Here is a 23,357-nt window from a genome sequence, read left to right on the forward strand (position 1 = left end):
GAGTAGTAAAACTACAGAGGAAAGGCTTGTGGCCTCCGACTGCGTTGTGAGAATAATCGTTAAGGTTGGTCGATTACCATCCGAAAAAGGTGAAAGTTTGATGCTGGATGCCAAAGAAGAAGAAATTTCAGCTATTTCTAACTTTTGTTCGACAGTCCTTCGCGTAGCGGGTTTTCATCAAACACTACAAGCGGCCATTTACACGCCGATCAAGGATAGACCATGACCCTGCCCGTGCTTGCCGAACTGCCCGCCATTCTCCTGCCGTTGGTCACTCGATCCGAGCAGTCGTTCCGTACGGCCGTCGCCGCGCTGGAAGACGATCACGGCTTCTCGAACTGGACGCCGGAACGCTGGGCGCAATTCGCCCGCGTCAGTGCCGCCAGCGATTTCGTCATTGAACAGAGCGTTCGTGACCCTTTGATGTTGCTGTCGCTGGTGCAGTCCGGCGAACTCGACCGGCCGTTCGCGCCGGGTGAACTCTGCGCGCAGATTGCCGCAGCGGTGGCTGCCGCGCAAAGCGAAGACGAACTCGGGCGCGTCCTGCGTCGCCAGCGTGCCCGCCATCAAGTGCGGATCATCTGGCGTGACCTGAACCGCCAGGCTGATCTGGTACAGACCTGCCGCGACCTGTCGGACATGGCCGACGCCACCATCGATCAAGCCTACCAATGGCTGTACAGCCGCCATTGCCAGCAGTTCGGTACGCCGACCGGTCGGCGCAGCGGTCTGCCGCAGCAGATGGTCATCCTCGGCATGGGCAAGCTTGGCGCGGTCGAGCTGAACCTGTCGTCGGACATCGACCTGATCTTCGCCTACCCCGAGGGCGGCGAAACCGTCGGCGTGAAACGCGCGCTGGATAATCAGGAATTCTTCATCCGTCTCGGCCAGCGCCTGATCAAGGCCCTCGACCCGATGACGGTCGACGGTTTCGTGTTCCGCGTCGACATGCGCCTGCGCCCGTACGGTTCGTCCGGCGCGTTGGTGCTGAGCTTCAATGCACTGGAGCAGTATTACCAGGACCAGGGCCGCGACTGGGAACGCTACGCGATGATCAAGGCGCGGGTGGTGGCCGGCGATCAGACGGCCGGCGCGCAGTTGCTCGATATGCTGCGGCCGTTCGTCTACCGGCGTTATCTGGATTTCTCGGCGATCGAAGCGCTGCGCACCATGAAGCAGCTGATCCAGCAGGAAGTGCGGCGCAAGGGCATGGCCGACAACATCAAGCTCGGCTCCGGCGGTATTCGTGAAGTCGAGTTCATCGCTCAGGCCTTTCAGTTGATCCACGGCGGGCGCGATTTGAGCCTGCAACAGCGTCCTCTATTAAAGGTGCTGAGCACGCTGGAAGGGCAGGGTTACTTGCCGCCGGCGGTGATCGGCGAACTGCGCGAAGGTTACGAATTCCTGCGCTACACCGAACACGCGATCCAGGCGATTGCCGACCGCCAGACCCAGATGTTGCCGGACGGCGCTCAGGATCAGGCGCGGATCGCGTTCATGCTCGGTTTTGCCGATTGGGCAGCTTTCCACGAAAAACTGATGTTCTGGCGCGGTCGCGTGGCCTGGCACTTCGCGCAGGTGATCGCCGATCCCGATGAAGAAGAGGGCGCCGACTGCGAAGTGGTGGTCGGCGGTGAGTGGTTGCCGCTGTGGGAAGAGGCGCAGGATGAAGAGGCCGCTTGCCGGCAGCTCGAAGAGGGCGGCTTCGCCGATGCGACCAAGGCCCTGAAAGCGCTGGCGAGCCTGCGTGGCAGTCCGCAATTGCGCGCGATGCAGCGGCTGGGTCGCGAGCGTCTTGATGCGTTTATCCCGCGCCTGCTGGCCCAGGCGGTGGAGCATGACAACCCGGATCTGGTGCTGGAGCGGGTGCTACCGCTGGTCGAAGCGGTCGCCCGACGTTCGGCCTATCTGGTGTTGCTCACGGAAAACCCCGGTGCCCTGCGACGCTTGCTGACGCTGTGCGCGGCCAGCCCGTGGATCGCCGAACAGATCACCCGTTTCCCGCTGCTGCTCGACGAATTGCTCAACGAAGGCCGGCTGTTCAAGCCGCCCCTGGCGCCGGAACTGGCTGCCGAGTTGCGCGAACGCCTGACGCGGATTCCCGAAGACGACCTCGAACAGCAGATGGAAGCCCTGCGTCACTTCAAACTGGCGCACCGCTTGCGCGTCGCTGCCTCGGAAATCGCCGGCAGTCTGCCGTTGATGAAAGTCAGCGATTACCTGACCTGGCTGGCCGAGGCGATTCTTGAGCAAGTGTTGGCGTTGGCCTGGCGTCAGACGGTGGCCAAGTACGGCACGCCGCTGCGCACTGATGGCACCCTGTGCGATCCCGGCTTCATCATTGTCGGTTACGGGAAAGTCGGCGGGCTGGAACTGGGGCATGGTTCGGATCTGGATCTGGTGTTCATCCATGACGGCGATCCGCAGGCGGAAACCGATGGGCCGAAGCCAATTGATGGCGCGCAGTTCTTCACCCGGCTGGGGCAGCGGATCATTCACTTGCTGACGGCGCAGACCAACTCCGGTCAGTTGTATGAAGTGGACATGCGTTTGCGGCCGTCCGGCGCGTCGGGGCTGTTGGTCAGTTCGCTCGGTGCTTTCGAGCGCTATCAGGAAAATGAAGCCTGGACCTGGGAACATCAGGCGCTGGTGCGGGCGCGGGTGCTGGTCGGCAGTCAGGATGTCGGTCAGGCCTTCGAGAAAGTCCGCGCGCAGGTTTTGGGCAAGGCGCGGGATCTGGCGAAGCTGCAGCAGGAAGTCAGCGAGATGCGCGCCAAGATGCGCGATAACCTCGGCAGCAAGAGCACAGCGGCCGGCACGGCGGCAAATGCCTTCGAGGCCACAGCGCCGTTCGACCTCAAGCAGGACGCCGGAGGTATCGTCGATATTGAATTTATGGTGCAATACGCGGCCCTGGCGTGGTCGCAAAGCCACCCGCCATTGCTGCGCTGGACCGATAACATCCGCATTCTGGAAGAGCTGGAACACGAAGGGCTGATGCCTGCCGAAGATGCCAGCCTGTTGCGTGAGGCCTATAAAGCCTACCGCTCCGCCGCTCACCGACAGGCCTTGCAGAAGGACGCCGGGGTGATTGCAGGCGACCAGTTTGTCGAGGAGCGCCGGCAGGTATTGCGGATCTGGAAAGAGTTGGGGCTAAGCTGAAACCGGATATTTGAAACACCTGATGGCCCCTGTGGGAGCGGGCTTGCTCGCGAAAGCGCAGTGTCAGTCACCACCGATGCAGGATGTGACGGCCCCTTCGCGAGCAAGCCCGCTCCCACAGTGGATCTGCGTTGAATGGCAGATGCAGGGCCGGATGCGAAACCCTGTGGGAGCGAGCCTGCTCGCGATAGCGGAGTATCAGACGACAATAATGTTGGATGTGAAGACCCTTTCGCGAGCAAGCCCGCTCCCACAGCAGATCTACAGTGTTTGTAGAATTCTCGAGGCGGGGAGGCGTAAATGCCTCCCCGGTTCGTTTATGGAAACCACATGAATATTCTGATCGTTGGGCCCAGTTGGGTCGGTGACATGGTGATGGCGCAGACACTGTTTCAGTGTCTCAAGCAGCGCCACCCGCAATGCGAAATCGACGTGCTGGCCCCCGAGTGGAGCCGGCCGATCCTTGAGCGCATGCCCGAAGTGCGCAAGGCCTTGAGCTTTCCGCTCGGCCATGGCGTGCTGGAATTGGCCACACGCCGGCGGATCGGCAAGTCCCTGGCCGGTCAGTACGATCAGGCGATCCTGCTGCCGAACTCGCTCAAATCGGCGCTGGTGCCGTTTTTCGCCGGCATCAAGCAGCGCACCGGCTGGCGTGGCGAATTCCGTTACGGCCTGCTCAATGACGTGCGTACGCTGGATAAAGAACGTTATCCGCTGATGATCGAGCGCTTCATGGCCCTGGCTTACGAGCCGAACGCCGAGCTGCCGAAACCGTATCCGCGTCCGAGCCTGCAAATCGATCCGGTGACCCGCGAAGCGGCGCTGGCCAAATTCGGCCTGACCCTCGACCGCCCGGTGTTGGCCCTGTGCCCCGGCGCCGAGTTCGGTGAGTCCAAACGCTGGCCGTCCGAGCATTACGCCAAGGTCGCCGAAGCGCGGATTCGCGAAGGCTGGCAGGTGTGGCTGTTCGGCTCGAAGAACGACCACGCGGTGGGCGAAGACATTCGCGCACGGCTGATTCCCGGCCTGCGTGAAGAGTCGGTCAACCTCAGCGGCGGCACCTCGCTGGCCGAGGCCATCGACCTGCTGTCCTGCGCCGATTCGGTGGTGTCCAACGACTCCGGCCTGATGCACGTAGCGGCAGCACTGAACCGTCCACTGGTGGCGGTCTACGGCTCCACTTCGCCGGGTTTCACCCCGCCGCTGGCCGAACACGTCGAAATCGTTCGGCTGGGTCTCGATTGCAGCCCGTGTTTCGACCGCACCTGCCGTTTCGGCCATTACAACTGCCTGCGCCAGCTGATGCCGGACGCGGTCAACGATGCCTTGCAGAAATTGCAGGGTACTGTGGTCGAGGTTCATTAAGTTGCGGGTATTGCTGATCAAGACTTCATCGCTGGGCGACGTGATTCACGCGTTGCCGGCGCTGACCGACGCGGCCCGGGCCATTCCCGGGATCAAGTTCGACTGGGTGGTGGAAGAAGGCTTTGCCGAGATCCCTACCTGGCACCCGGCCGTCGGCAAAGTGATTCCGGTGGCGATCCGCCGCTGGCGCAAGAACCTCTGGCAGACGATCAAGAGCGGCGAGTGGAAGCGCTTCAAGCAAAGCGTGCGCGCCCATAAATACGATCTGGTGATCGACGCTCAGGGCCTGCTGAAAAGTGCCTGGCTGACGCGCTATGTCAAAGCCCCGGTGGCCGGCCTCGATAAAGGCTCGGCGCGCGAGCCGATCGCCGCACGTTTCTACGACCGCAAACTGGCGGTGGCCCGTGGGCAGCATGCCGTTGAGCGGGTGCGCCAGTTGTTCGCTATCGCCCTCGGTTATGACCTGCCCAAAGGTCTGGGCGATTACGGCCTCAACGTCGAGCGGCTGGTGGAATTGCCGCGCAAGAGCGCCTTCGTGGTGTTCCTCCACGGCACCACGTGGGACACCAAGCACTGGCCGGAAGCCTATTGGCGCGAGCTGACCGAGCGCGTTGGCTATCTGGGCGTCGGGGTCAAACTGCCGTGGGGCAACCCGCTGGAGAAGGCCCGCGCCGAGCGCATCGCCGCTGGCTTCAAGCACGCCGAAGTGTTGCCGAAGCTGAATCTGGCCGGGGTCGGCAAAGTGCTGGCCGGCGCCCAGGCCTGCGTAGCGGTGGACACTGGCCTCGGCCATCTCGCCGCCGCGCTGGATGTGCCAACGATTTCGCTGTTCGGCCCGACCAATCCGGGCCTGACCGGCGCCTACGGCAAGGTGCAGATTCACATGGCCAGTGATTTCCCCTGCGCCCCTTGCCTGCAAAAGAAATGTACGTATCAACCGACCGCGCAGGATGCCCGTCAGTTTGACCTGAAACGCGAGCAGCCCCTGTGCTTCACGCGTCTGAATCCCGAGCGTGTCGCCAGCCGACTGAGCACGTTGTTAATGGCTGAGGAGCTGCGCTGATGCAATTGGCTTTTGTCCTGTACAAATATTTCCCGTTCGGAGGCTTGCAGCGCGACTTCATGCGCATCGCCCTCGAATGCCAGAAACGCGGCCACCAGATTCGTGTCTACACGCTGATCTGGGAAGGCGACGTGCCGCCCGGTTTCGAAGTGCTGGTGGCGCCGGTCAAGGCGTTCTTCAACCATCGGCGCAACGAGAAACTCAGCGCGTGGATGGAGGCGGATCTGGCCAAGCGTCCGGTGGACCGCCTGATCGGCTTCAACAAGATGCCGGGGCTGGATGTCTACTACGCCGCCGACGGCTGCTTCGAAGACAAGGCGCAGAACCTGCGCCATTCGCTGTACCGCCGTTGGGGCCGCTACCGGCACTTCGCCGAGTACGAGCGCGCGGTGTTCGCCAAAGATGCGAAAACCGAAGTGCTGATGATTTCCGAAGTGCAGCAGCCGCTGTTCATCAAACACTACGGCACGCCGCTTGAACGCTTCCACCTGCTGCCGCCGGGCATCGCCCAGGATCGTCGTCGGCCGGCGGATGCCGACGAGATTCGCGCCGGTTTCCGCGCCGAATTCAACCTCACGGACGACGAATTGCTGCTGGTGCAGATCGGCTCCGGGTTCAAGACCAAGGGTGTCGATCGCAGCCTCAAGGCGCTGGCCGCACTGCCCGCCGAGCTGAAGAAGCGCACCCGGCTGTTTGTAATCGGCCAGGATGACCCCAAATTGTTCCAGATGCAGAGTGCCACTTTGGGCCTGGGCGACAACGTGACGTTCCTCAAGGGCCGCAGCGATATTCCGCGGTTCCTGCTCGGCGCCGACCTGTTGATCCACCCGGCGTACAACGAAAACACCGGTACGGTGCTGCTCGAAGCGCTGGTCGCCGGTTTGCCGGTGCTGGTCAGCGCGGTTTGCGGTTACGCCCATTACATTGCCGAGGCAGATGCCGGGCGAGTACTGGACGAGCCGTTCGATCAGGCGCAACTGACGCAATACCTGACTGAGATGTTGGGCGACGCCTCTGCACGCGCGGCCTGGAGCCGCAATGGTCTGGCCTTCGCCGAGACGGCCGACCTCTACAGCATGCCGCAGCACGCGGCCGATGTGATTCTGGCGGAGCACGCTTAAATGAAGTTGATGCTGGCTGAACCGTTCAAGAGCCTTTGGGCCGGGCGCGACCCGTTCGCCGAAGTCGAAGGCTTGCAGGGCGAGGTCTACCGCGAGCTGGAAGCTCGCCGCACGCTGCGCACGGAAGTCGACGGCAACGGATTTTTCGTCAAGATCCACCGTGGCATCGGCTGGGGCGAGATCTTCAAGAACCTGCTGACCGCCAAGCTGCCGGTGCTCGGCGCGGGTCAGGAGTGGCAGGCGATCCAACGTCTGCAGGAAGTCGGCGTGCCGACCATGACCGCCGTGGCTTACGGCGAGAAGGGCAGCAACCCGGCGGATCAGCATTCGTTCATTGTCACCGAAGAACTGGCGCCGACCATCAGCCTCGAAGACTTCAGCATCGATTGGGTCAAGCAGCCGCCGCAGCCGAAACTCAAGCGCGCGCTGATCGCTGAAGTCGCGCGCATGACCGGCATGATGCACCGCGCCGGGGTCAACCACCGCGACTGCTACATCTGCCACTTTCTGCTGCACACCGACAAGCCGATCACCCCGGACGCTTTCAAACTCTCGGTGATCGACCTGCACCGCGCCCAGACCCGCCCCAGAATTACTCAGCGCTGGCGCAACAAGGATCTGGCGGCGCTGTATTTTTCGGCACTGGACATCGGCCTGACCCGTCGTGACAAGCTGCGTTTCCTCAAAGGCTACTTCCAGCAACCGCTGCGGCAGATCCTGGCGGAAGAAGCGCCGCTGCTGAGCTGGCTCGAAGGCAAGGCCAACAAGCTCTATGCGCGCAAACAGCGTTACGGGGATGCGCTCTGATGGCGGGTTGGACGCTTGAACCGCAATACGGCGAACTGACTGAAGATTTCGGCAGTCTCGAAGCGGTGTTTGCCCTGCAGGGCGAGCGCCTGACCCGTGATCCGCTGTCCGAAGTCATTCGCGTGCAGCGCAACGGCGTCAACTACTACGTCAAACGCTACGTCGGCGCCGGCAAAGGCTTGCGCCGTTACCTGGGCAAGCCACGGGTGAAGATGGAGTGGCAGAACCTCAAGCGTTTCGCCAAGTGGGGCATTCCCACCGCCGAAGTGGTGGCCTGGGGCCTGGAACGACGTGGCGCGGCCTATGCCCGTGGCGCGATGATCACCCGCGAGCTGCCGCACACCGAAGACCTCTCGGCGCTGGCCGAGCGCAACGATCCGAAACTCAAGGATCGCCTGTGGGTGGATGGCATCAGCCGGCAACTGGCCGGTTACACCCGGACCATGCACGATCACCGTTTTACCCACAACGACCTGAAGTGGCGCAACCTGCTGATCGACGATCAGGAACAGGTGTTTCTGATCGACTGCCCGAACGGCGATTTCTGGCGCGGCTTCTGGCTTAAATACCGGATCACCAAGGATCTGGCCTGCCTCGACAAGGTGGCCAAATATCACCTGTCGAATACCCAGCGCCTGCGCTTCTACCTGCAATACCGCGGACGTGATCGGCTCAATGCTGCCGACAAGAAACGGATTCGCCACGTGGTGAGATTTTTCGAGGGACGTGAATGACTGATTTCCTGGCCGCTGAAGACCGGGCGCTGCTTGAGCGTCATGGCCTCGGCACTTTCGACGCGCTCTGGGCCAAACAGCTCGAAGCCGTGGACGAACCCAACACCGATGGCGGTGGCTGGAGCAGCGTGTTTCGTCTGGAGCTGGAAGGGCAGGCTTACTACCTCAAGCGCCAGAGCAACTACCTGACCCGCACCTTGCACGCGCCGTTCGGCGAGCCGAGTTTCGCCCGCGAGTTCCGCAATATCAGCCGCTACAACAAGCTGGGGATTCCGGCGCTGCAAGCGGCGTTTTTCGGTGAGCGCAAGGTCAAGGGCGATGTTCAAGCAATCCTGCTGACCCGTGCCCTCGATGGCTGGGACGATCTCGACTCGTTATTGCAACGCTGGTCGGAACTGACCAGCGTGCAGCAATCAGCGATTCTCAAGGCTTGCGGACAACTGGCGCGCCGCCTGCACGGCGTGCGTCAGGTGCACGGCTGCTTTTATCCAAAACACATTTTTTTGCAGGCTGATGGCGACGCCTACCGGGCGCAGTTGATCGACCTGGAAAAGACCCGACCACTGCTGTTCGGCATGCGTGATCGGGTCAAGGATCTGGAGCCGCTGCTGCGTCGTGCGCCTGAATGGAGCGAGGCGCAACTGCGCGAGTTGCTCGCGGCGTATCTCGATCAGCCGCTGGACAGTTCGCTGGTCGACAGTTGGGTTTCGCGACTGACCGCGCGGCGCAGTCGCAAGGAGGCCCGTTGATGCAGTTGTCCGAACTGAAAAATGCCGGGCGCACGCCGAGTCTGCCGCTGACGATCACGCTGGCCGATGCCGCCGGTCCTGCAGATTTGCAGTTGCTGAGCCTGCTGCGGGTTTTGCCGGGGCAGCGTTATGTCGGTGCCGGGGTGTGGCGCGGCCGGCCGGTGCTGGCCAAATTGCTGGTGGGCAGCAAGGCTGCGCGGCATTTTCAGCGCGAGTTGGCGGGCGTCAAGTTGCTCGCCGAACAGGGCCTGACCACGCCGCTGCTGCTGGCCGATGGGCTGAAGGACGGCGAGGGCGGCTGGCTGCTGTTCGAATTCCTCGAAGGCGCCGTAAGCCTCGGTGATGCCTGGCAGCAAGTCGAATCACTGCCGCTGCTGGCGGACGAGCAATCGGCGGTTCTGGCCGAAGCGCTGGGCGCTATCGGTCAACTGCATGGCAAAGGCCTGTGGCAGGAAGACCTGCACCTGGACAACCTGCTGCGCCATGGCAGTCAGCTGTACCTGATCGATGGCGCCGGGATCTGCGCCGAGACCGCGGGCCAGCCGTTGTCGCGGCAGAAAGTACTGGAAAACCTCGGGGTGTTTTTCGCCCAGTTGCCCAAATCACTGGAGCCGTTCACCGAAGAATTGCTGGTGTATTACCTGCTGAGCAACAGCGAGCATGCGTTGCCGCTGGAAGCCCTGCAGAAACAGATCGCCAAGGTGCGCGCCTGGCGCCTGAAGGATTACCTGATCAAGGTAGGCCGCGAGTGCACGTTGTTCAGTGTGCAGCGCGGAGCATTTGGCCTGCGGGCTATTCGTCGCGAGGAAGAGGCGGCGATGCTGCCGGTGCTGGAGCAGGCTGATGAGCTGCTTGATCAGGGGCATCTGTACAAGACCGGTGGTGCGGCAAGCGTCGGCAAGGTCGAGGTGGCCGGGCGCACGCTGGTGATCAAACGCTACAACATCAAGGGCTTTGCGCACTGGCTCAAGCGTTTCTGGCGCCCGAGCCGCGCCTGGCATTCATGGCGCGAAGGCAATCGCCTGGCGTTCCTCGGCATCGCTACGCCGAAGCCGCTGGCGGTGCTGGAAAAGCGTTTTCTGTGGCTGCGCAGCCGCGCCTATCTGGTGACCGAGTTTCTGCCGGGCCCGGACATCATCGAGCGCTTCGCGCCGTATGTTGAAAGCGGTGCGGCGCCGGAGTCCGAGTTGCAGGCCCTGGATCAGCTGTTCGCACGGTTGATCGCCGAACGCATCAGTCATGGCGACTTCAAGGGGCATAACCTGTTCTGGCAGGAGGATCGCTGGGCGTTGATCGATCTGGACTCAATGTGTCAGCACACCTCTGTCAGCAGTTTCGCGCCGGCCTATGCGCGAGATCGGGCGCGGTTCATGCGCAACTGGCCCGAGAGCAGCGCGTTGTATCGGGTGATCGATCAGCGGTTGCCCAAAGAAATCTCCAGCGCGGCCTGAGCCGCCTTCGCCAGCAAGCTCACTCCCACATGGAAATGCATTCCCTTGTAGGAGTGAGCCTGCTCGCGATAAGGCTTTAAAACCTCAAAAAACTGCCCTTGAGCAATGACGGACAAACTCCACTGACTTGTCCTACAGCTTCTCCAGAAGCCATGAACTGTGCCCGCTCCAGCCCCGATGCTAGCTTGCCCTGACCACTTCGGAGGGCAAACCTTGACCATCAAAAACGCCGTAACACTGAGCACCTGCGCATGGCTTTTATCCGGCTGCGGCACCGCCGCCTCGGTAATGCAAATGGACGCCGACGTCGCCCGCGACATGCGCAAACAGAAAACCTACTGCCAATCGATTCCGCGAATCTACAGCGGTCTGGCGTTCGACTTCTGCGTACTCCACGCGCCCCCTGACCCCTCCGGCGTGCTGGTGCCGTTCGTGCTGCTGGACCTGCCGTTGTCCGGGGTGCTGGATACGGTGGTGTTGCCGTATACGATTTATCAACAGGTCGTGGATGGCAATATCGGCATCTATTGGCGATCGGATCGCGGGTAGCTGTTTTGCAGTTTTCTCTTTTTGAAAACCAGAGCGAGTCGCAAACGATTCTAGAAGCGGCAGCGCTCTTGTATCCGTCCGGGAGATACAGCGACTACATCGTCTATGTTGATGAAAGCGGTGATCAAGGGATGCAGAAGCTGGATCCCTATTACCCGATATTCGTGCTTGCTTTTTGCGTCTTTCACAAAAGGCATTACTGCGAAAAGGTCATTCCGGCTGTCCAGAAATTCAAGTTCAACCATATGGGGCACGATCTGATCGTGCTGCATGAGCTCGAGATTCGAAAAGAAAAAGGAGCGTTCTCCAGCCTGTTCACTTCGAGAGTGCACAAGCATGCCTTTCTCGACGAATTGACCGGCATTATCGAGGCCATCAATTTCGTCCTTATCAGTTGCGTCATCGACAAGGTCTTGCTGCGTGAAAAGCAGGCATCTGCTGACAACCCCTACCACTTGGCTCTCGGTTTTTGTCTGGAAACGCTGCATGAGTTTTTGCAGGAAAAGCATCAACATAAGGTGTTAACGCATGTGATTTTCGAGCGGCGAGGCAAGCGGGAGGATAACGAGCTTGAGTTGGAGTTTCGCAGGGTTTGTGGCGGGTCTAACCGACTGGGGGTTCAACTGCCGTTTGACATCGTCTTCGCCACAAAACAAGTCAATTCCACCGGATTGCAGCTGGCTGATCTTGTTGCAAGGCCCATCGGCATGAGTGTTTTGAGGGCGGGTCAGGAAAATCGAGCCTTTGACGTGCTAAGGCGCAAGTTCTATTGCAGTGGTGGGCGGAATAAAGTTGGGAAAGGTTTCGAGAACTGGGGGTTGAAGGTTTTCCCTCCCCCAGAAAGCGAAAAGCCCCGGTGATCTCACCGAGGCATTAGCGCCGACCGGGATCCCCCAGCCCATTTGCACGGAAGTCTATGTTGAGAGGCTCGGGAGTGTCAACGCAAAGGCGGCCAGTTCCGCTAGAGGCTTGTCGGCGCTTTTACGCTATAATCCCGCCCTTTAGCTGTCTCTCGCCCGGTGCGAGGGCACATCAATTTTCAAGGCGCATCGCGCCTGAATGCAGACTAAAGAGGCTAGACCCTGTGGCATTGACGATTCTTGGCCTGTCCGGCGCCCTTAGCCATGACCCTTCAGCCGCCTTGTACATCGACGGCAAGCTGGTGGCGGCGGCTGAAGAAGAGCGCTTCGTCCGCGATAAGCATGCAAAGAACCGCATGCCCTACGAATCGGCGAAGTTCTGCCTGGAACAGGCCGGTATCAAGCCGTCCGACGTTGACGTGGTGGCGATTCCGTTCGCCCCGATCAGCCTGTTCGGCAAGGCCCGCTGGCACTACGCCAAGCGCTACTGGTACGCGCCGGATCGCGCCCTCGATGCGATCCTGATGGGCAACCGTCGCTACAAGCGCTATCGCAACAAGATCGTCTGGTGCCTGGAGCAACTGGGTTTTGATCCGAAGAAGATCAAGATCGAGCCGGTCGAGCATCACCTGGCTCACGCCTCCAGCGCCTACCACTGCTCGGGTTTCAAAGAGAAAACCGCGATCCTCGGCATCGACGGCAAGGGCGAGTACGCCACGACCTTCTTCGGTTACGGCGAAAACGGCAAGATCCACAAGATCAAGGAATTCTTCGATCCGGACTCCCTCGGCGGCCTGTACGGCGCGATCACCGAGTTCCTCGGTTTCGAGATGCTCGACGGCGAGTTCAAGGTCATGGGCATGGCGCCGTACGGCGACGCCAGCAAATACGACTTCTCGCGCCTGGCCTCGTTCGAGAACGGCGAGCTGGTGATCAACACCGACTACGCCAACGTGATCGGCCTGCGTCGCTACAAGGAGAAGGGCAAGGGCTTCTACTTCTCGCCGAAGCTGATCGAGTGGCTGGGACCGAAGCGCGAAGGCGACATCGCCGACGAGCCGTACATCCACTACGCCGCGAGCATGCAAGCGCTGTTCGAGAAACTGGCGTTGCAGATGATCGACTACTACCTGGGCGACGTGCTCAAGGAAACCGGCAAACTGGCTTTCGCCGGTGGCTGTGCGCTGAACGTCAAGCTGAACCAGAAAATCATCGCCCGCGATGACATCAAGGAACTGTTCGTGCAACCGGCGTCCGGCGATGCCGGCACCGCGGTGGGCGCAGCGGCCTATGTGTCTCACGCCCGAGGCGTGCCGGTCGAGAAGATGGAACACGTCTACCTCGGCCCGTCGTACAGCAACGAAGACGTGATCGCCGCGTGCGCCCGTCACGAGAACAAGCCGACCTGGCGCAAGCTCGACAACATGCCGGAGCAGATCGCCAAAATCATGGTCGATGGCAACCCGGTGGCCTGGTTCCAGGGCCGCATGGAGTTCGGCCCGCGTGCGCTCGGTGGTCGTTCGATCATCGGTTGCCCGAGCGTGGCCGGTGTGGCTGACCGCATCAACCACCAGATCAAGTTCCGCGAGCGCTGGAGGCCTTTCTGCCCGTCGATGCTCGACACCGTTGCGCCACAGATGATCAAGATCGATCACCCGGCGCCGTTCATGACCTTCACCTTCGAAGTGGCGGAAGAGTGGAAGACCCGCGTGCCGGAAGTCGTTCACGAAGACGGCACTTCCCGTGCCCAGGTGCTGAAGCGCGAATACAATCCGCGCTACTACGACATGATGAAGGCGCTGGAAAACCTCACCGGCAACGGCGTGTCGCTGAACACCTCGCTGAACCGTCGCGGTGAACCGATGATCTGCTCGCCGACCGACGCCCTGAACATGTTCTTCGGTTCGGATCTACAGTATCTGATCATGGAAGATATTCTGGTGGTCAAAGAGGGCGCAAACGCTTATGACACGCTCGGCTGAACGCCATGTGCTGCAGTTCTGTCACGGCTATGACGGGCCGTTCCTCGACTGCGCACGGCAGTATGCCAGCCTGTTCGCGGGCACCGGTTATCGGGTGACCACGGTCTTTCTGACCGGGGTCGCCGATAGCGAGGTGGCCGCCGCGTGTGCTTCCGATGAAGTGTTGTTCATGGAATACAGCTCCAAGGCCATTCGTGGCCTGAAGCTGGGCGCCATCGGCGATCTGCGCAAGATCGCCGCTTCACGCAATTTCAGTTTCTGCATCGCCCATCGCTTCAAGCCGATCTACATCGCCTTGCTTGGCACTTCGCTGCCGGTGATTGGCGTGCACCACGCGTTTGACGATTACAAACGCGGCACGCGCAAGCTGTTCGCGCATATTTTCCGCAAGCGCCTGAGCCTGCTCGGCGTGTCCGATGCGGTGCGCGACGACATGCGTCGTTGCCTGCCGAAATGGCCGTCCACTCGCATTCAGACCCTGTACAACCGCATCGATGTGCAAGCCTTGCAGGCCAGTCAGGTGTCGGCCCGCGAAGCGCGCGAGACCCTCGGGCTGGCGGCGGATGCGTTCATTGTCGGCAACGTCGGGCGGCTGCACCCGGACAAGGATCAGGCCACGCTGCTGCACGGTTTTGCCGCGGCGTTGCCCGGTCTGCCGGGCAACAGTCAATTGGTGATTCTCGGCAAGGGTCGTCTGGAACAGGACCTCAAGGAACTGGCTCGCGAGTTGGGTATCGGTGATCGCGTGCTGTTTCTCGGTCAGGTGCCGGACGCGCGCAATTACTTCCGGGCTTTCGATGTGTTTGCGCTGAGCTCCGATCACGAACCGTTCGGCATGGTGCTGCTCGAAGCCATGGCTGCTGGCGTGCCGTTGCTCGCCACGGCGAGTGCCGGGGCCAAGGAAGTGGTCGAGGGCGTGGGCATTCTGTTCCCGCTGGGTGATGCCGAACACCTTGCGCAAGGTCTGCAGCATTTGGCCGGTATGGATGATCAGCAGCGCCGGCAGTGTGCCGAGCTGATGCTCGATCGACTGCGTGAGCGTTTCTCCGACCGTGCGGTGCGCGACACCTTCTGGCGTCTGCCGCAAGTTACCGATCTGGCACCGAGGGGCTGATGCTCAACCGATTTCAAGGCTGGCGCGAACGTGGCTGGTCGCCCGTTGACGCCTCCACCTATGCCACCGCCTGGCAGCGTTTTGGCGGCAGCGTCGCGACGCATCCTATGGTGGTCGAGCGTCTGGCCGATCTGGCCGGCATCCCGGTGCGCTATCTGGCCTGGGAGCAGGGCGGTGACGTCAAAGCGGCGATCCCGACCTGGGGCCGCGATCTGGCATTGTCCAAGGACGTGCTCAAGCGCAACGGCAAGAAAGGCCTGTTCGACCTCGGCAATGCCGAGCTGATCCTGCCGGCCGCCGCCGATGCCCAGGCGCCGTTACGCCATCGCGCACGCTATCTGTCGGCGCTCAACGAAAGCCGTTTCAGCGGCATGAAGTTGCAGACCGAGCAACTGGCCATGGCCCGCGCCCCCGAAGAACTGTCGAAGAAGTTTCGCTACAACCAGCGCCGCGAACTGCGCCTGCTGGAAGAGGCGGGTGGTGTGGTGCGTCCGGTCGCTGAGTTTTCCAGTACAGAACTGGCGGCGATCTACTGTGATCTGTTCCAGCGTCGCTGGGGCTTCCCGGCCACCGGCGCGGCGCGCATGGCCGAAGTCATCGAGCTGTTGCGCGAGCTGTTGATCGGCTCGGTGATTTTCCTCAACGATGCACCGATCGCCATTCAACTGGTGTACCGCGTCGAAGCGCCGGAGTGGATCAGCGTCGAGTACATCAACGGCGGCGTTGACCCCGAGACCCGTGAATTCAGCCCCGGCAGCGTGTTGAGCTTTCTCAATACGCAAAGCGCCTGGGAGCATGCGCGGGCACTGGACAAGCCACTGCGGTTTTCCTTCGGTCGCGCCGACCGTGAATACAAGGATCGCTGGTGCAATCCTGTGCCGGTGTTCACCGTATGAGTCAGCCCATGAGCCGTAAACAGCAACTGCTCAAGCGTCATCGGCGCAATAAACGCATCACGCTGTTGATCGCGCTGATCGTGTTGATCGTGCTCGGGGTGCTGGTGGCGTGGTGGTTGCCGTTGGTGCTTGCAGTGGTTGGCTGGGTCGCCCATGAAGCGTGGTTTGCCGATCACCTGTTCTATTCGCCGAAAGACGATTACCAGTACAGCTTTCCGCCGTTCACACCGCAGCCGAAGGTGCATTTGAGCGGCGAGCAATTGCATCTGGACGAGGGCGTGATGCTGGTCGACGACGCGACGTTGATCCTCGCGATAAAGGTCAAAAGCACTTGGCTGGGACGTTTTCTCGATCCACGCGTCGAACTGCTCGGCGGGGCGCATCCTGATGCACAAACCTTCGAGCGCGGGGTCAATGGCCTGCGTTACCTGAACCTCAGCGGTCAGGCGCAAGCCTTGGCGCAAGGTCAGCTGCGCTTGCGCGGGCGCTTTTGCCGGGTCTTTGGCGAGCCGGTGCTGTGGGCGCTGGAGCAACCGGATTACCGCCGTCAGCGGGTGATGGTGATTGCCCCGCACGCCGACGATGCCGAACTGGCGGCTTATGGCTTGTACAGCCAGGCCGACGAAGCCTGGATCGTCACCCTGACCGCTGGCGAGATCGAAGCCGAACACTATCAACAGATGGGCATGAGCAAGGTCGAGGCGGCACGGCTCAAGGGCCGGTTGCGCGCCTGGGACAGCCTCGCCGTACCGCGTTGGGCCGGGGTGCCGCAGGAACATTGCGTGCAGCTCGGTTACTTCTGTCTGCAACTGGCAGCGATGCAGGCCACACCGAATCAGGTGGTGGCTTCGCGCGAAGCGGACTTGAGCGACACGCGACTGTTTCGCCAGTTGAATCCGTTCATCTTGCCCGGCGATGCCGATGGCGCGCCGACCTGGAACAACCTGCTGGCCGACCTGCGTGAAGTGCTGCTGCGCGCACGTCCGGAGGTGATCGTGCTGCCGCATCCGACCCTCGATCCGCATCCCGATCACCTCTGCGCCCAGCAAGCGGTGTTGCAGGCGCTGCACGGTCTCGACTGGCAGCCGACGTTGCTCGGCTACGCCAACCATCTGCATGACAACGACCGTTGGCCGATGGGCAGCACCGGGCAGGGCATCGCTTTGCCGCCGGCCTTCGATTCGGCAGTGCCGATGCAGCCGCTGTGCCTGCCGCTGTCCATCGAGTTGCAACGCGACAAGGCCATGGCGCTGGGCATGATGCATGACTTGCAGCCGCCGGCACCGTTCAAGCGTCGCCTGCGCCGGGTGATCCAGCGCGTGTTGGCCGGTCGGGCCTCGTCGGTATACGGCGAAAACGAATTTTTTCGAAAAGCCGTCAGGCGCCAGGAGTTGTTCTGGCTACTGAAGCACGGTGAGACAGGCGTCCAGCGGGGAGAGTCATGAGTCAACGGTTCAAGGTGTTGCAGCTGCAACCCGACTACAACGTCAAAGCCCATGACTTTGCCGACCTCGCCGAACAGATCGTCAAGGCATTGCCGAGCGAGCGCTATGAGATTACCGCCGCTTTCCTGCGCGGCAAACCGGGACCGGGCGAGCCGGTGAGCCGCGCCGACCATTCGGTGTACTTCGAGTTTTCCGACAAGTCGCTCAAGGGCATGCGCCTGCGGGCGATGTGGCAGTTGTACAAGTTCTGTCGCCGGGAAAAGTTCGACGTGGTGATCTGCAATCGCTTCAAACCGGTGAACATGATGCTCGCGCTCAACCGCTGGTTGAAGGTGCCGCTGTGCATTGGCATCTCCCACGGTTTCGGCGAATACGATCGCTTCTACCGGCGTCGGCAGACCCAGCGCCTGATCGATCGGCACTGGCGCTTCGTCGGTGTGTCGCCGGCGGTCAAACAGTACCTGCTCGATTGCGACTGCGGCTTCACCGACCAGAACACTTACGCCATTACCAATGCCATCGACATCGAGCAGGCCGAGGGCTTGCAACACAGCCGCGAAAAAGCTCGCGAGTTGTTGGGCCTCGACCCGAATGTCCGATTGATCGGCGCATTGGGGCGGCTGGTGTCGGTCAAGGGGCACACCTATCTGTTGCAGGCCTTCGCCGCGCTGAAAGACAAATACCCGAACACTCAACTGGCAATCATCGGTGCCGGACGCCTGCAAGCGCCGCTGGCGGCCGAGATCGAGCAACTGGGCCTGAGCGGCCGTGCGCACCTGCTGGGTTTCAAGGAAAACGCTCTGCAATACGTGCGTGCGTTCGACATCTGGACCATGCCGTCGCTGGCTGAAGGTCTGGGCCTGGCGTTGCTTGAAGGCATGAGCGGGCACCTGCCGGTGATTGCCTCGAACGTGCCGGCGATGTTGCCGCTGATCGAAGGTGCCGGTGGTCTGGCGATCACGCCCAAGGACGTACCGAGTCTGGTCGCCGCGCTGGATACCTATCTCGCGCTGTCGGACGATGAACTCAAGGCCAAGGGCGAACAGGCCTACCGTTATCTGCAGGAACAACACGACATCGAAGTGTTCCGTCAGGAATACCTGGACCTGATCGACTCTGGCCTCGAACAGGCCCGCAAGGAACAGCCGTGAGCGCTGAAAAACACATGAGCGAAGCTCAACCCCTCGTCACGGTGATCATCGCCTCGTACAACCATGGTCCGTACATCGAGGAAAGCATCCTCAGCGTCCTCAACCAGAGCTACAAGAACATTGAGCTGCTGGTGATCGATGACGGTTCGAAGGACGACAGCGTCGAGCGCATCAGCGCGTTGCAGGCGCAATACGGTTTCGATTTTCGTGTGCAACAGAATCAGGGCCTGACCAATACCCTCAACGGCGCTATCGCCCGTGCAAAGGGCAGCCTGATCGTGCCGTTCGGCTCCGACGACATCATGTATCCGGAGCGGATCGCCATTCAGGTGGCACACATGGACGGCAAGCCCGAGGTCGGGATCTGTGCCGGCAATATCGAGCTGATGCACGCTGACGGTAGCCTTTATCCAGAGAAGCGTCAGCGTCGCGATGTGCCTTTTCGCCGCCTCGATTTCGATGACATGTTCCTGGAGCGCAAGCCGTATCCGCCGGCACCGACCCTGATGATCCGCCGCGAAGCGCTGGACAAGGTGGGTGGGTTCGATCCGACGATTCGTCTTGAAGACCTGTACATCGAGCTGAAGGTGACCCACGCCGGGTACTTCATCGACGGTTTGAATGTGGTGATGGCGCGCTACCGCAAGCACGCCACCAACTCGTACAAGAACAACCGCTTCATGACTGAAAACATCCTGCGCACCTACGCATTGTTCAGCGAGCATCCGCTGTACGACTTCGTGCGCTACCGGTTTCTCAGCTCGATGTTCCTCAAAGTCTCCAACCGCGATCGCCAATTCGCCAGAGAGCTGCTGGCGCAGATTCCGTTCAAGGCCTGGAACAAGAAAACCTGGCGCGGTCTGGCGCGGATGTACTTTTCTCCCCTGGAAAAAAGCTGAGCCTCGCCGCTCGCCATTGGCGAGCGGCTTAGGTCGTGTTCGGCTGTTCGGAACACGACCAGCCAACGACTATTTCAGTGCAGGGGTCGCTGGGTCGCCGGCCAGTACTTGCCTGCGCAATTTATCCACAGCGGATGGCGATGCCGTCACGGCATAACCCGTCAGCAGCGCATCAAGGTGATCCTCGAACAACCAGCGCTTGTCCACGGTGTAGCGTTGCATGTGGCGTAAATTGCGCTGGCGTAGCGAGTTGCTCAAGGCGCTCGGGTAGACGTACAGGTCCGCCAGATCGATCAAGCCGAACTCTCCGTCCTCCAGCACCAGCACGTTGCCCAGATGCAGGGAGCGGAAGTACACGCCCTTGTCATGCAGTTGTGCCATGAACCTGCCGAAGCGTTCCACCAATGCCTGGCGAACGGCCGGCGCGGTGATGCTCTGCAGTACCTGGCGCAGGGTATGCCCCGGCAATGGCGCGTAGTGCACAGCGCTGCTGCGGTCCTCCAGTCGATACAGATTGAGTACCTGCGGGGTGGGAATCCCCCTCTGGCGCAACTGTTCGCTATTGACGGCGAAGCGTTCGGAGTACGGATTGAAACTGCCTGAGGTGTACCAGCGCCGGCGTCGGAACAGCTTGAGAAAGGTACCGTCATTCAGGCGCAGGACCTTGGGCCCCAGGCCATCCTCTTCGATCACTTGGGCGTCCGCACCCAGCCGCTGAAGCTCGGTTGCCGAGAGTGTCTGTACGGGCAATGTCAGCAGGCGCCGCGCGCGCTGGTTGATGCTCAAGGCGGCGATCAGGGCCAGCGGGATCCACAGCAGGAACCAGTGTTCCTTGGGCCGCGAGATGATCCCGCCCCCTTCGGTCAGGCCGGCACCGATGCCGAACACCAGCCAGGTCGAAGCAAGGATCAGCAGCGGCTGCACACGCTGACGCCAACTGCTCAGCAGCCCCCAGGCCAGAAAGAACAGCCAGGGCAGCAAGCCGAGGATGCCGACGTAATAAAGAACGCCCAGGACAAAACTGTGCGGCTCCTCAAAGTTCACCCCGATGCCTGGATCGACGCTCAGTTCGGCGCTGTAGCCATGACCGATCCACGGATGCTCGGCAATCATGTGCAGCACTTTTTGCCAGATTTCGAGCCGGAAGGAATCGCCACGTTCCAGGATCATGTGTGAGAACACGGTCACCACGGCAACACCGCTGACCAGCAGCGCCCCCAGCATGCCCAGCGAACGCCGATTCCAGCAGATGAAGCACAGCCACAACGCTGCCAGGGTCAGGGCGACCAGAGGGGTGCGCGAGCCGGTGCCGATCACCGCCATGAACATGATCGCCATCGCCGGGACGCTCAGCCACATTAACTGGCGGCGCTTGCAGGTCATGGTCACGGCCAGCCAGTAAGTGCAGAAGAACCCGAACAAGTGCGAGCTGAGCAGCGGGTTATCGAACGCGCCGCCACCGATCAGGCGCATGCCCGGTGCATACTCCCGGGCGAACGTGAACAGAAAAAAGACCGTCGCAATCAGTGCGACCAGTGCGGCGGCGAACATCAAGGGTTGCAGGATGTCGCTGCGATAGCGCACCAGCAGATAGCTCCCGGCAAACAGCATCAACGTGTGCAGCGGCGGTTTGATTGTGCCGCCGAAGGATTCGCCTTCGGGGCCCCAGACCACACTTAGCAGCGCCCAGGCGACGAATATGAGGACGGCAATGATGATGGGCTCGCGCAGCAGTTCCTTCAGCTCCCTTGGGCGCAGGCACAGTGCAAACAGCGCTGGAATGCTGAACAGGCCGTAATAGATTTTGTGCAGTGAGCTGCGTCCGGGCAAAAAGAACAATGCGCACAGGAGCAAAAGATAGCCAACTGGAAGAATCCAAAGGCAAATGAAATCGAAGATTCGATTGGACGTACTGCTGAAGCTGCGAAGTTGCATGCTGTGAGATTCAATCCTGAAGTTGATCGACCATTCGAGTGATGGCTATTTGATGCTGAAAAAGATGCTTAACAATAACAGCCTTTCGCCGATTGCCAGAACCCAGAAGAAGCTGTGCTAAAGTCAGCGTCCTTTTTATCGACTTTCGCGTGATATGACCGACTCCAGTCCCGCCGCAAGCCCATCGAGCTTGAAAATCTACTTCCGCCTGCTCGGCTATGTCCGGCCGTACATCAGTCTGTTCCTGATCAGCATCGTCGGCTTTCTGATTTTCGCTTCGACCCAGCCGATGCTTGGCTACATCCTCAAGTATTTTGTCGACGGCCTGTCCAACCCTGAAGCGGTGCTGTTCCCCTCCGTGCCGTACCTGCGTGACCTGCAACTGCTGCAGGCCGTGCCGCTGCTGATCATCCTGATCGCCGCATGGCAGGGGCTGGGATCTTATCTGGGCAACTATTTTCTGGCCAAGGTTTCCCTCGGCCTGGTGCATGACTTGCGGGTGCAGTTGTTCAACAACCTGCTCGTGCTGCCCAACCGCTACTTCGACAAACATAACTCCGGTCACCTGATTTCGCGCATCACTTTCAACGTGACCATGGTCACGGGGGCGGCAACCGATGCGATCAAGGTCGTAATCCGTGAAGGCATGACGGTGATCTTCCTGTTTGCCTCGCTGCTGTTCATGAACTGGAAGCTGACCCTGGTGATGGTGGCGATCCTGCCGCTGATCGCCGTGATGGTGCGAACCGCCAGCAAGAAATTCCGCAAGCAGAGCAAGAAAATCCAGCTGGCGATGGGTGACGTCACGCACGTGGCCTCGGAAACCATCCAGGGTTATCGTGTGGTCCGCAGCTTCGGCGGCGAAGTCTACGAGGAAAAACGCTTCCTCAAGGCCAGCCAGAGCAACACCGACAAGCAACTGCGTATGACCCGCACCGGTGCCATCTACACGCCGATGCTGCAACTGGTGATCTACACCGCGATGGCCGTGTTGATGTTCCTCGTGCTGTATTTGCGCGGCGATGCTTCGGCCGGTGACATGGTTGCCTACATTACCCTCGCGGGCCTGTTGCCCAAGCCGATTCGTCAATTGTCCGAAGTCAGCTCGACCATCCAGAAAGGCGTGGCCGGTGCCGAGAGCATCTTCGAGCAACTGGATGTCGAGCCGGAAGTCGATACCGGTACCGTCGAGCGCGACTCGGTCACCGGTCGCCTGGATGTGCGCAATCTGAGCTTCACCTATCCTGGCACCGAACGTCAGGTGCTGGACGACATCAGCTTCTCGGTCCAGCCAGGGCAGATGGTGGCACTGGTCGGTCGTTCGGGCAGCGGCAAGTCGACGTTGGCCAACCTGATTCCTCGCTTCTACCACCACAACAAAGGCGAAATCCTTATCGATGGTGTGGAAGTCGAACAGTACAAGTTGCTGAACCTGCGCCGTCATATTGCCCAGGTCACGCAGCACGTGACGTTGTTCAGCGACACCGTGGCCAACAACATTGCCTATGGCGATCTGGCTGGTGCGCCGCGCGAAGACATCGAGAAAGCCGCGCGTGATGCCTACGCGATGGATTTCATATCGCAACTGCCCGAAGGCCTCGACACTCAGGTCGGCGAGAACGGCGTGCTGCTGTCCGGTGGTCAGCGCCAGCGCCTGGCTATAGCCCGTGCACTGCTCAAAAACGCGCCGCTGCTGATTCTCGACGAAGCCACCTCGGCACTCGACACCGAATCCGAGCGGCACATTCAGGCGGCACTGGACCAAGTGATGAAGGGGCGCACCACACTGGTGATTGCGCACCGTCTCTCGACCATCGAGAAAGCCGATCTGATTCTGGTCATGGATCAGGGGCGAATCGTCGAACGCGGCACCCACGACGAACTGCTGGCACAAAACGGTTATTACGCTCGTCTGAACGCCATGGGGCTCGACGCTCCGGCCGAAGATATCGCCTGAACCCACTTCAAATCTGGCGGGAGATCATTGTTCGGGGCTTTGCCCGGAATACTGGTCTCCCGTTTTATCTGGTATCGAGATTTTCATCTTCCTTGTCCAGACCGAATAAATTCCGCG

The 23,357-nt window shown here is 60.8% G+C and carries 19 protein-coding genes; 18 read left to right on the forward strand and 1 reads right to left on the reverse strand.

From position 1 onward, the window contains the following. Positions 1-100: 100 nt before the first annotated feature. The 17 genes from M0814_RS29085 to M0814_RS14440 all read left to right on the forward strand — a co-directional run bounded on the left by M0814_RS29085 (position 101) and on the right by M0814_RS14440 (position 19,348). A complete protein-coding gene (locus M0814_RS29085; protein ID WP_256198919.1) occupies positions 101-226 on the forward strand; it encodes a hypothetical protein in 126 nt (41 codons plus the stop codon). Continuing rightward, positions 223-3,162 (forward strand): bifunctional [glutamate--ammonia ligase]-adenylyl-L-tyrosine phosphorylase/[glutamate--ammonia-ligase] adenylyltransferase, encoded by a 2,940-nt coding sequence (gene glnE, locus M0814_RS14365; protein ID WP_103485551.1) that lies wholly within the window; start codon positions 223-225, stop codon positions 3,160-3,162. Before M0814_RS29085 ends, glnE begins: the two co-directional genes overlap by 4 nt. A gap of 330 nt (positions 3,163-3,492) precedes the next feature. Beyond that, positions 3,493-4,527, forward strand: a complete 1,035-nt coding sequence (gene waaF / locus M0814_RS14370; RefSeq protein ID WP_103485550.1) for a lipopolysaccharide heptosyltransferase II — start codon at positions 3,493-3,495, stop codon at positions 4,525-4,527. A gap of 1 nt (position 4,528) precedes the next feature. Further along, positions 4,529-5,590, forward strand: a complete 1,062-nt coding sequence (gene waaC / locus M0814_RS14375) for a lipopolysaccharide heptosyltransferase I (protein WP_103485549.1) — start codon at positions 4,529-4,531, stop codon at positions 5,588-5,590. Then, positions 5,590-6,711, forward strand: coding sequence for a glycosyltransferase family 4 protein (locus M0814_RS14380; protein ID WP_103485548.1), 1,122 nt, complete (start codon positions 5,590-5,592; stop codon positions 6,709-6,711). Before waaC ends, M0814_RS14380 begins: the two co-directional genes overlap by 1 nt. Beyond that, entirely contained in the window at positions 6,712-7,518 is an 807-nt protein-coding gene (rfaP, locus tag M0814_RS14385; protein ID WP_103485547.1) for a lipopolysaccharide core heptose(I) kinase RfaP, read from the forward strand. It begins immediately after the preceding gene. After that, positions 7,518-8,252 carry a lipopolysaccharide kinase InaA family protein gene (locus M0814_RS14390; RefSeq protein ID WP_003221011.1) on the forward strand — a complete coding sequence of 245 codons (735 nt, stop codon included), beginning with the start codon at positions 7,518-7,520 and terminating at the stop codon, positions 8,250-8,252. Before rfaP ends, M0814_RS14390 begins: the two co-directional genes overlap by 1 nt. Then, complete coding sequence (locus M0814_RS14395) at positions 8,249-9,001, forward strand: lipopolysaccharide kinase InaA family protein (protein WP_003221013.1); 753 nt, start codon at positions 8,249-8,251, stop codon at positions 8,999-9,001. Before M0814_RS14390 ends, M0814_RS14395 begins: the two co-directional genes overlap by 4 nt. Continuing rightward, positions 9,001-10,452 carry a lipopolysaccharide kinase InaA family protein gene (locus tag M0814_RS14400; protein ID WP_103485546.1) on the forward strand — a complete coding sequence of 484 codons (1,452 nt, stop codon included), beginning with the start codon at positions 9,001-9,003 and terminating at the stop codon, positions 10,450-10,452. Before M0814_RS14395 ends, M0814_RS14400 begins: the two co-directional genes overlap by 1 nt. 213 nt (positions 10,453-10,665) lie before the next feature. Continuing rightward, positions 10,666-11,001 (forward strand): YceK/YidQ family lipoprotein, encoded by a 336-nt coding sequence (locus M0814_RS14405; RefSeq protein ID WP_103485545.1) that lies wholly within the window; start codon positions 10,666-10,668, stop codon positions 10,999-11,001. Between the two features lie 5 nt (positions 11,002-11,006). Beyond that, on the forward strand, positions 11,007-11,861 hold the full coding sequence (locus tag M0814_RS14410; RefSeq protein ID WP_003221019.1) for a DUF3800 domain-containing protein: 855 nt from the start codon (positions 11,007-11,009) through the stop codon (positions 11,859-11,861). 224 nt (positions 11,862-12,085) lie between these two features. Next, positions 12,086-13,843, forward strand: a complete 1,758-nt coding sequence (locus M0814_RS14415) for a carbamoyltransferase (protein WP_003221021.1) — start codon at positions 12,086-12,088, stop codon at positions 13,841-13,843. Next, a complete protein-coding gene (locus M0814_RS14420; protein ID WP_103485544.1) occupies positions 13,827-14,957 on the forward strand; it encodes a glycosyltransferase in 1,131 nt (376 codons plus the stop codon). The genes M0814_RS14415 and M0814_RS14420 overlap by 17 nt, the downstream gene beginning before the upstream one ends. Next, positions 14,957-15,853 (forward strand): antimicrobial resistance protein Mig-14, encoded by an 897-nt coding sequence (locus M0814_RS14425; RefSeq protein ID WP_103485543.1) that lies wholly within the window; start codon positions 14,957-14,959, stop codon positions 15,851-15,853. The genes M0814_RS14420 and M0814_RS14425 overlap by 1 nt, the downstream gene beginning before the upstream one ends. An 8-nt stretch (positions 15,854-15,861) precedes the next feature. After that, on the forward strand, positions 15,862-17,298 hold the full coding sequence (locus M0814_RS14430; RefSeq protein WP_103485542.1) for a PIG-L family deacetylase: 1,437 nt from the start codon (positions 15,862-15,864) through the stop codon (positions 17,296-17,298). Beyond that, positions 17,295-18,449: a glycosyltransferase family 4 protein gene (locus tag M0814_RS14435; protein ID WP_103485541.1), complete on the forward strand. Its 1,155-nt coding sequence runs from the start codon at positions 17,295-17,297 to the stop codon at positions 18,447-18,449. The genes M0814_RS14430 and M0814_RS14435 overlap by 4 nt, the downstream gene beginning before the upstream one ends. A 14-nt stretch (positions 18,450-18,463) precedes the next feature. After that, a complete protein-coding gene (locus M0814_RS14440) occupies positions 18,464-19,348 on the forward strand; it encodes a glycosyltransferase (RefSeq protein ID WP_103485595.1) in 885 nt (294 codons plus the stop codon). Between the two features lie 69 nt (positions 19,349-19,417). Here M0814_RS14440 and M0814_RS14445 read toward each other — a convergent pair whose 3' ends face one another. Then, a complete protein-coding gene (locus M0814_RS14445; RefSeq protein WP_103485540.1) occupies positions 19,418-21,283 on the reverse strand; it encodes an O-antigen ligase family protein in 1,866 nt (621 codons plus the stop codon). Between the two features lie 154 nt (positions 21,284-21,437). Here M0814_RS14445 and msbA point away from each other — a divergent pair, with 154 nt between their 5' ends. Beyond that, complete coding sequence (gene msbA, locus M0814_RS14450) at positions 21,438-23,240, forward strand: lipid A export permease/ATP-binding protein MsbA (RefSeq protein ID WP_103485539.1); 1,803 nt, start codon at positions 21,438-21,440, stop codon at positions 23,238-23,240. The last annotated feature ends 117 nt before the right edge of the window (positions 23,241-23,357 follow it).

It is taken from the genome of Pseudomonas sp. MWU12-2020 (assembly GCF_023100605.1).
In the GTDB taxonomy this organism is placed as follows: Bacteria; Pseudomonadota; Gammaproteobacteria; order Pseudomonadales; family Pseudomonadaceae; genus Aquipseudomonas; species Aquipseudomonas fluorescens_H.

What these genes read in the sequence shown, in the direction of transcription:
- M0814_RS14445 (WP_103485540.1), bottom strand. Translation starts at nt 21,283, where the DNA reads ATGCAACTTCGCAGCTTCAGCAGTACGTCCAATCGAATCTTCGATTTC.
- M0814_RS14390 (WP_003221011.1), top strand. Translation starts at nt 7,518, where the DNA reads ATGGCGGGTTGGACGCTTGAACCGCAATACGGCGAACTGACTGAAGAT.
- M0814_RS14400 (WP_103485546.1), top strand. Translation starts at nt 9,001, where the DNA reads ATGCAGTTGTCCGAACTGAAAAATGCCGGGCGCACGCCGAGTCTGCCG.
- rfaP (WP_103485547.1), top strand. Translation starts at nt 6,712, where the DNA reads ATGAAGTTGATGCTGGCTGAACCGTTCAAGAGCCTTTGGGCCGGGCGC.
- M0814_RS14380 (WP_103485548.1), top strand. Translation starts at nt 5,590, where the DNA reads ATGCAATTGGCTTTTGTCCTGTACAAATATTTCCCGTTCGGAGGCTTG.
- waaF (WP_103485550.1), top strand. Translation starts at nt 3,493, where the DNA reads ATGAATATTCTGATCGTTGGGCCCAGTTGGGTCGGTGACATGGTGATG.
- M0814_RS14425 (WP_103485543.1), top strand. Translation starts at nt 14,957, where the DNA reads ATGCTCAACCGATTTCAAGGCTGGCGCGAACGTGGCTGGTCGCCCGTT.
- msbA (WP_103485539.1), top strand. Translation starts at nt 21,438, where the DNA reads ATGACCGACTCCAGTCCCGCCGCAAGCCCATCGAGCTTGAAAATCTAC.
- M0814_RS14430 (WP_103485542.1), top strand. Translation starts at nt 15,862, where the DNA reads ATGAGCCGTAAACAGCAACTGCTCAAGCGTCATCGGCGCAATAAACGC.
- M0814_RS14440 (WP_103485595.1), top strand. Translation starts at nt 18,464, where the DNA reads ATGAGCGAAGCTCAACCCCTCGTCACGGTGATCATCGCCTCGTACAAC.
- M0814_RS14420 (WP_103485544.1), top strand. Translation starts at nt 13,827, where the DNA reads ATGACACGCTCGGCTGAACGCCATGTGCTGCAGTTCTGTCACGGCTAT.
- glnE (WP_103485551.1), top strand. Translation starts at nt 223, where the DNA reads ATGACCCTGCCCGTGCTTGCCGAACTGCCCGCCATTCTCCTGCCGTTG.
- M0814_RS29085 (WP_256198919.1), top strand. Translation starts at nt 101, where the DNA reads ATGCTGGATGCCAAAGAAGAAGAAATTTCAGCTATTTCTAACTTTTGT.
- M0814_RS14435 (WP_103485541.1), top strand. Translation starts at nt 17,295, where the DNA reads ATGAGTCAACGGTTCAAGGTGTTGCAGCTGCAACCCGACTACAACGTC.
- M0814_RS14395 (WP_003221013.1), top strand. Translation starts at nt 8,249, where the DNA reads ATGACTGATTTCCTGGCCGCTGAAGACCGGGCGCTGCTTGAGCGTCAT.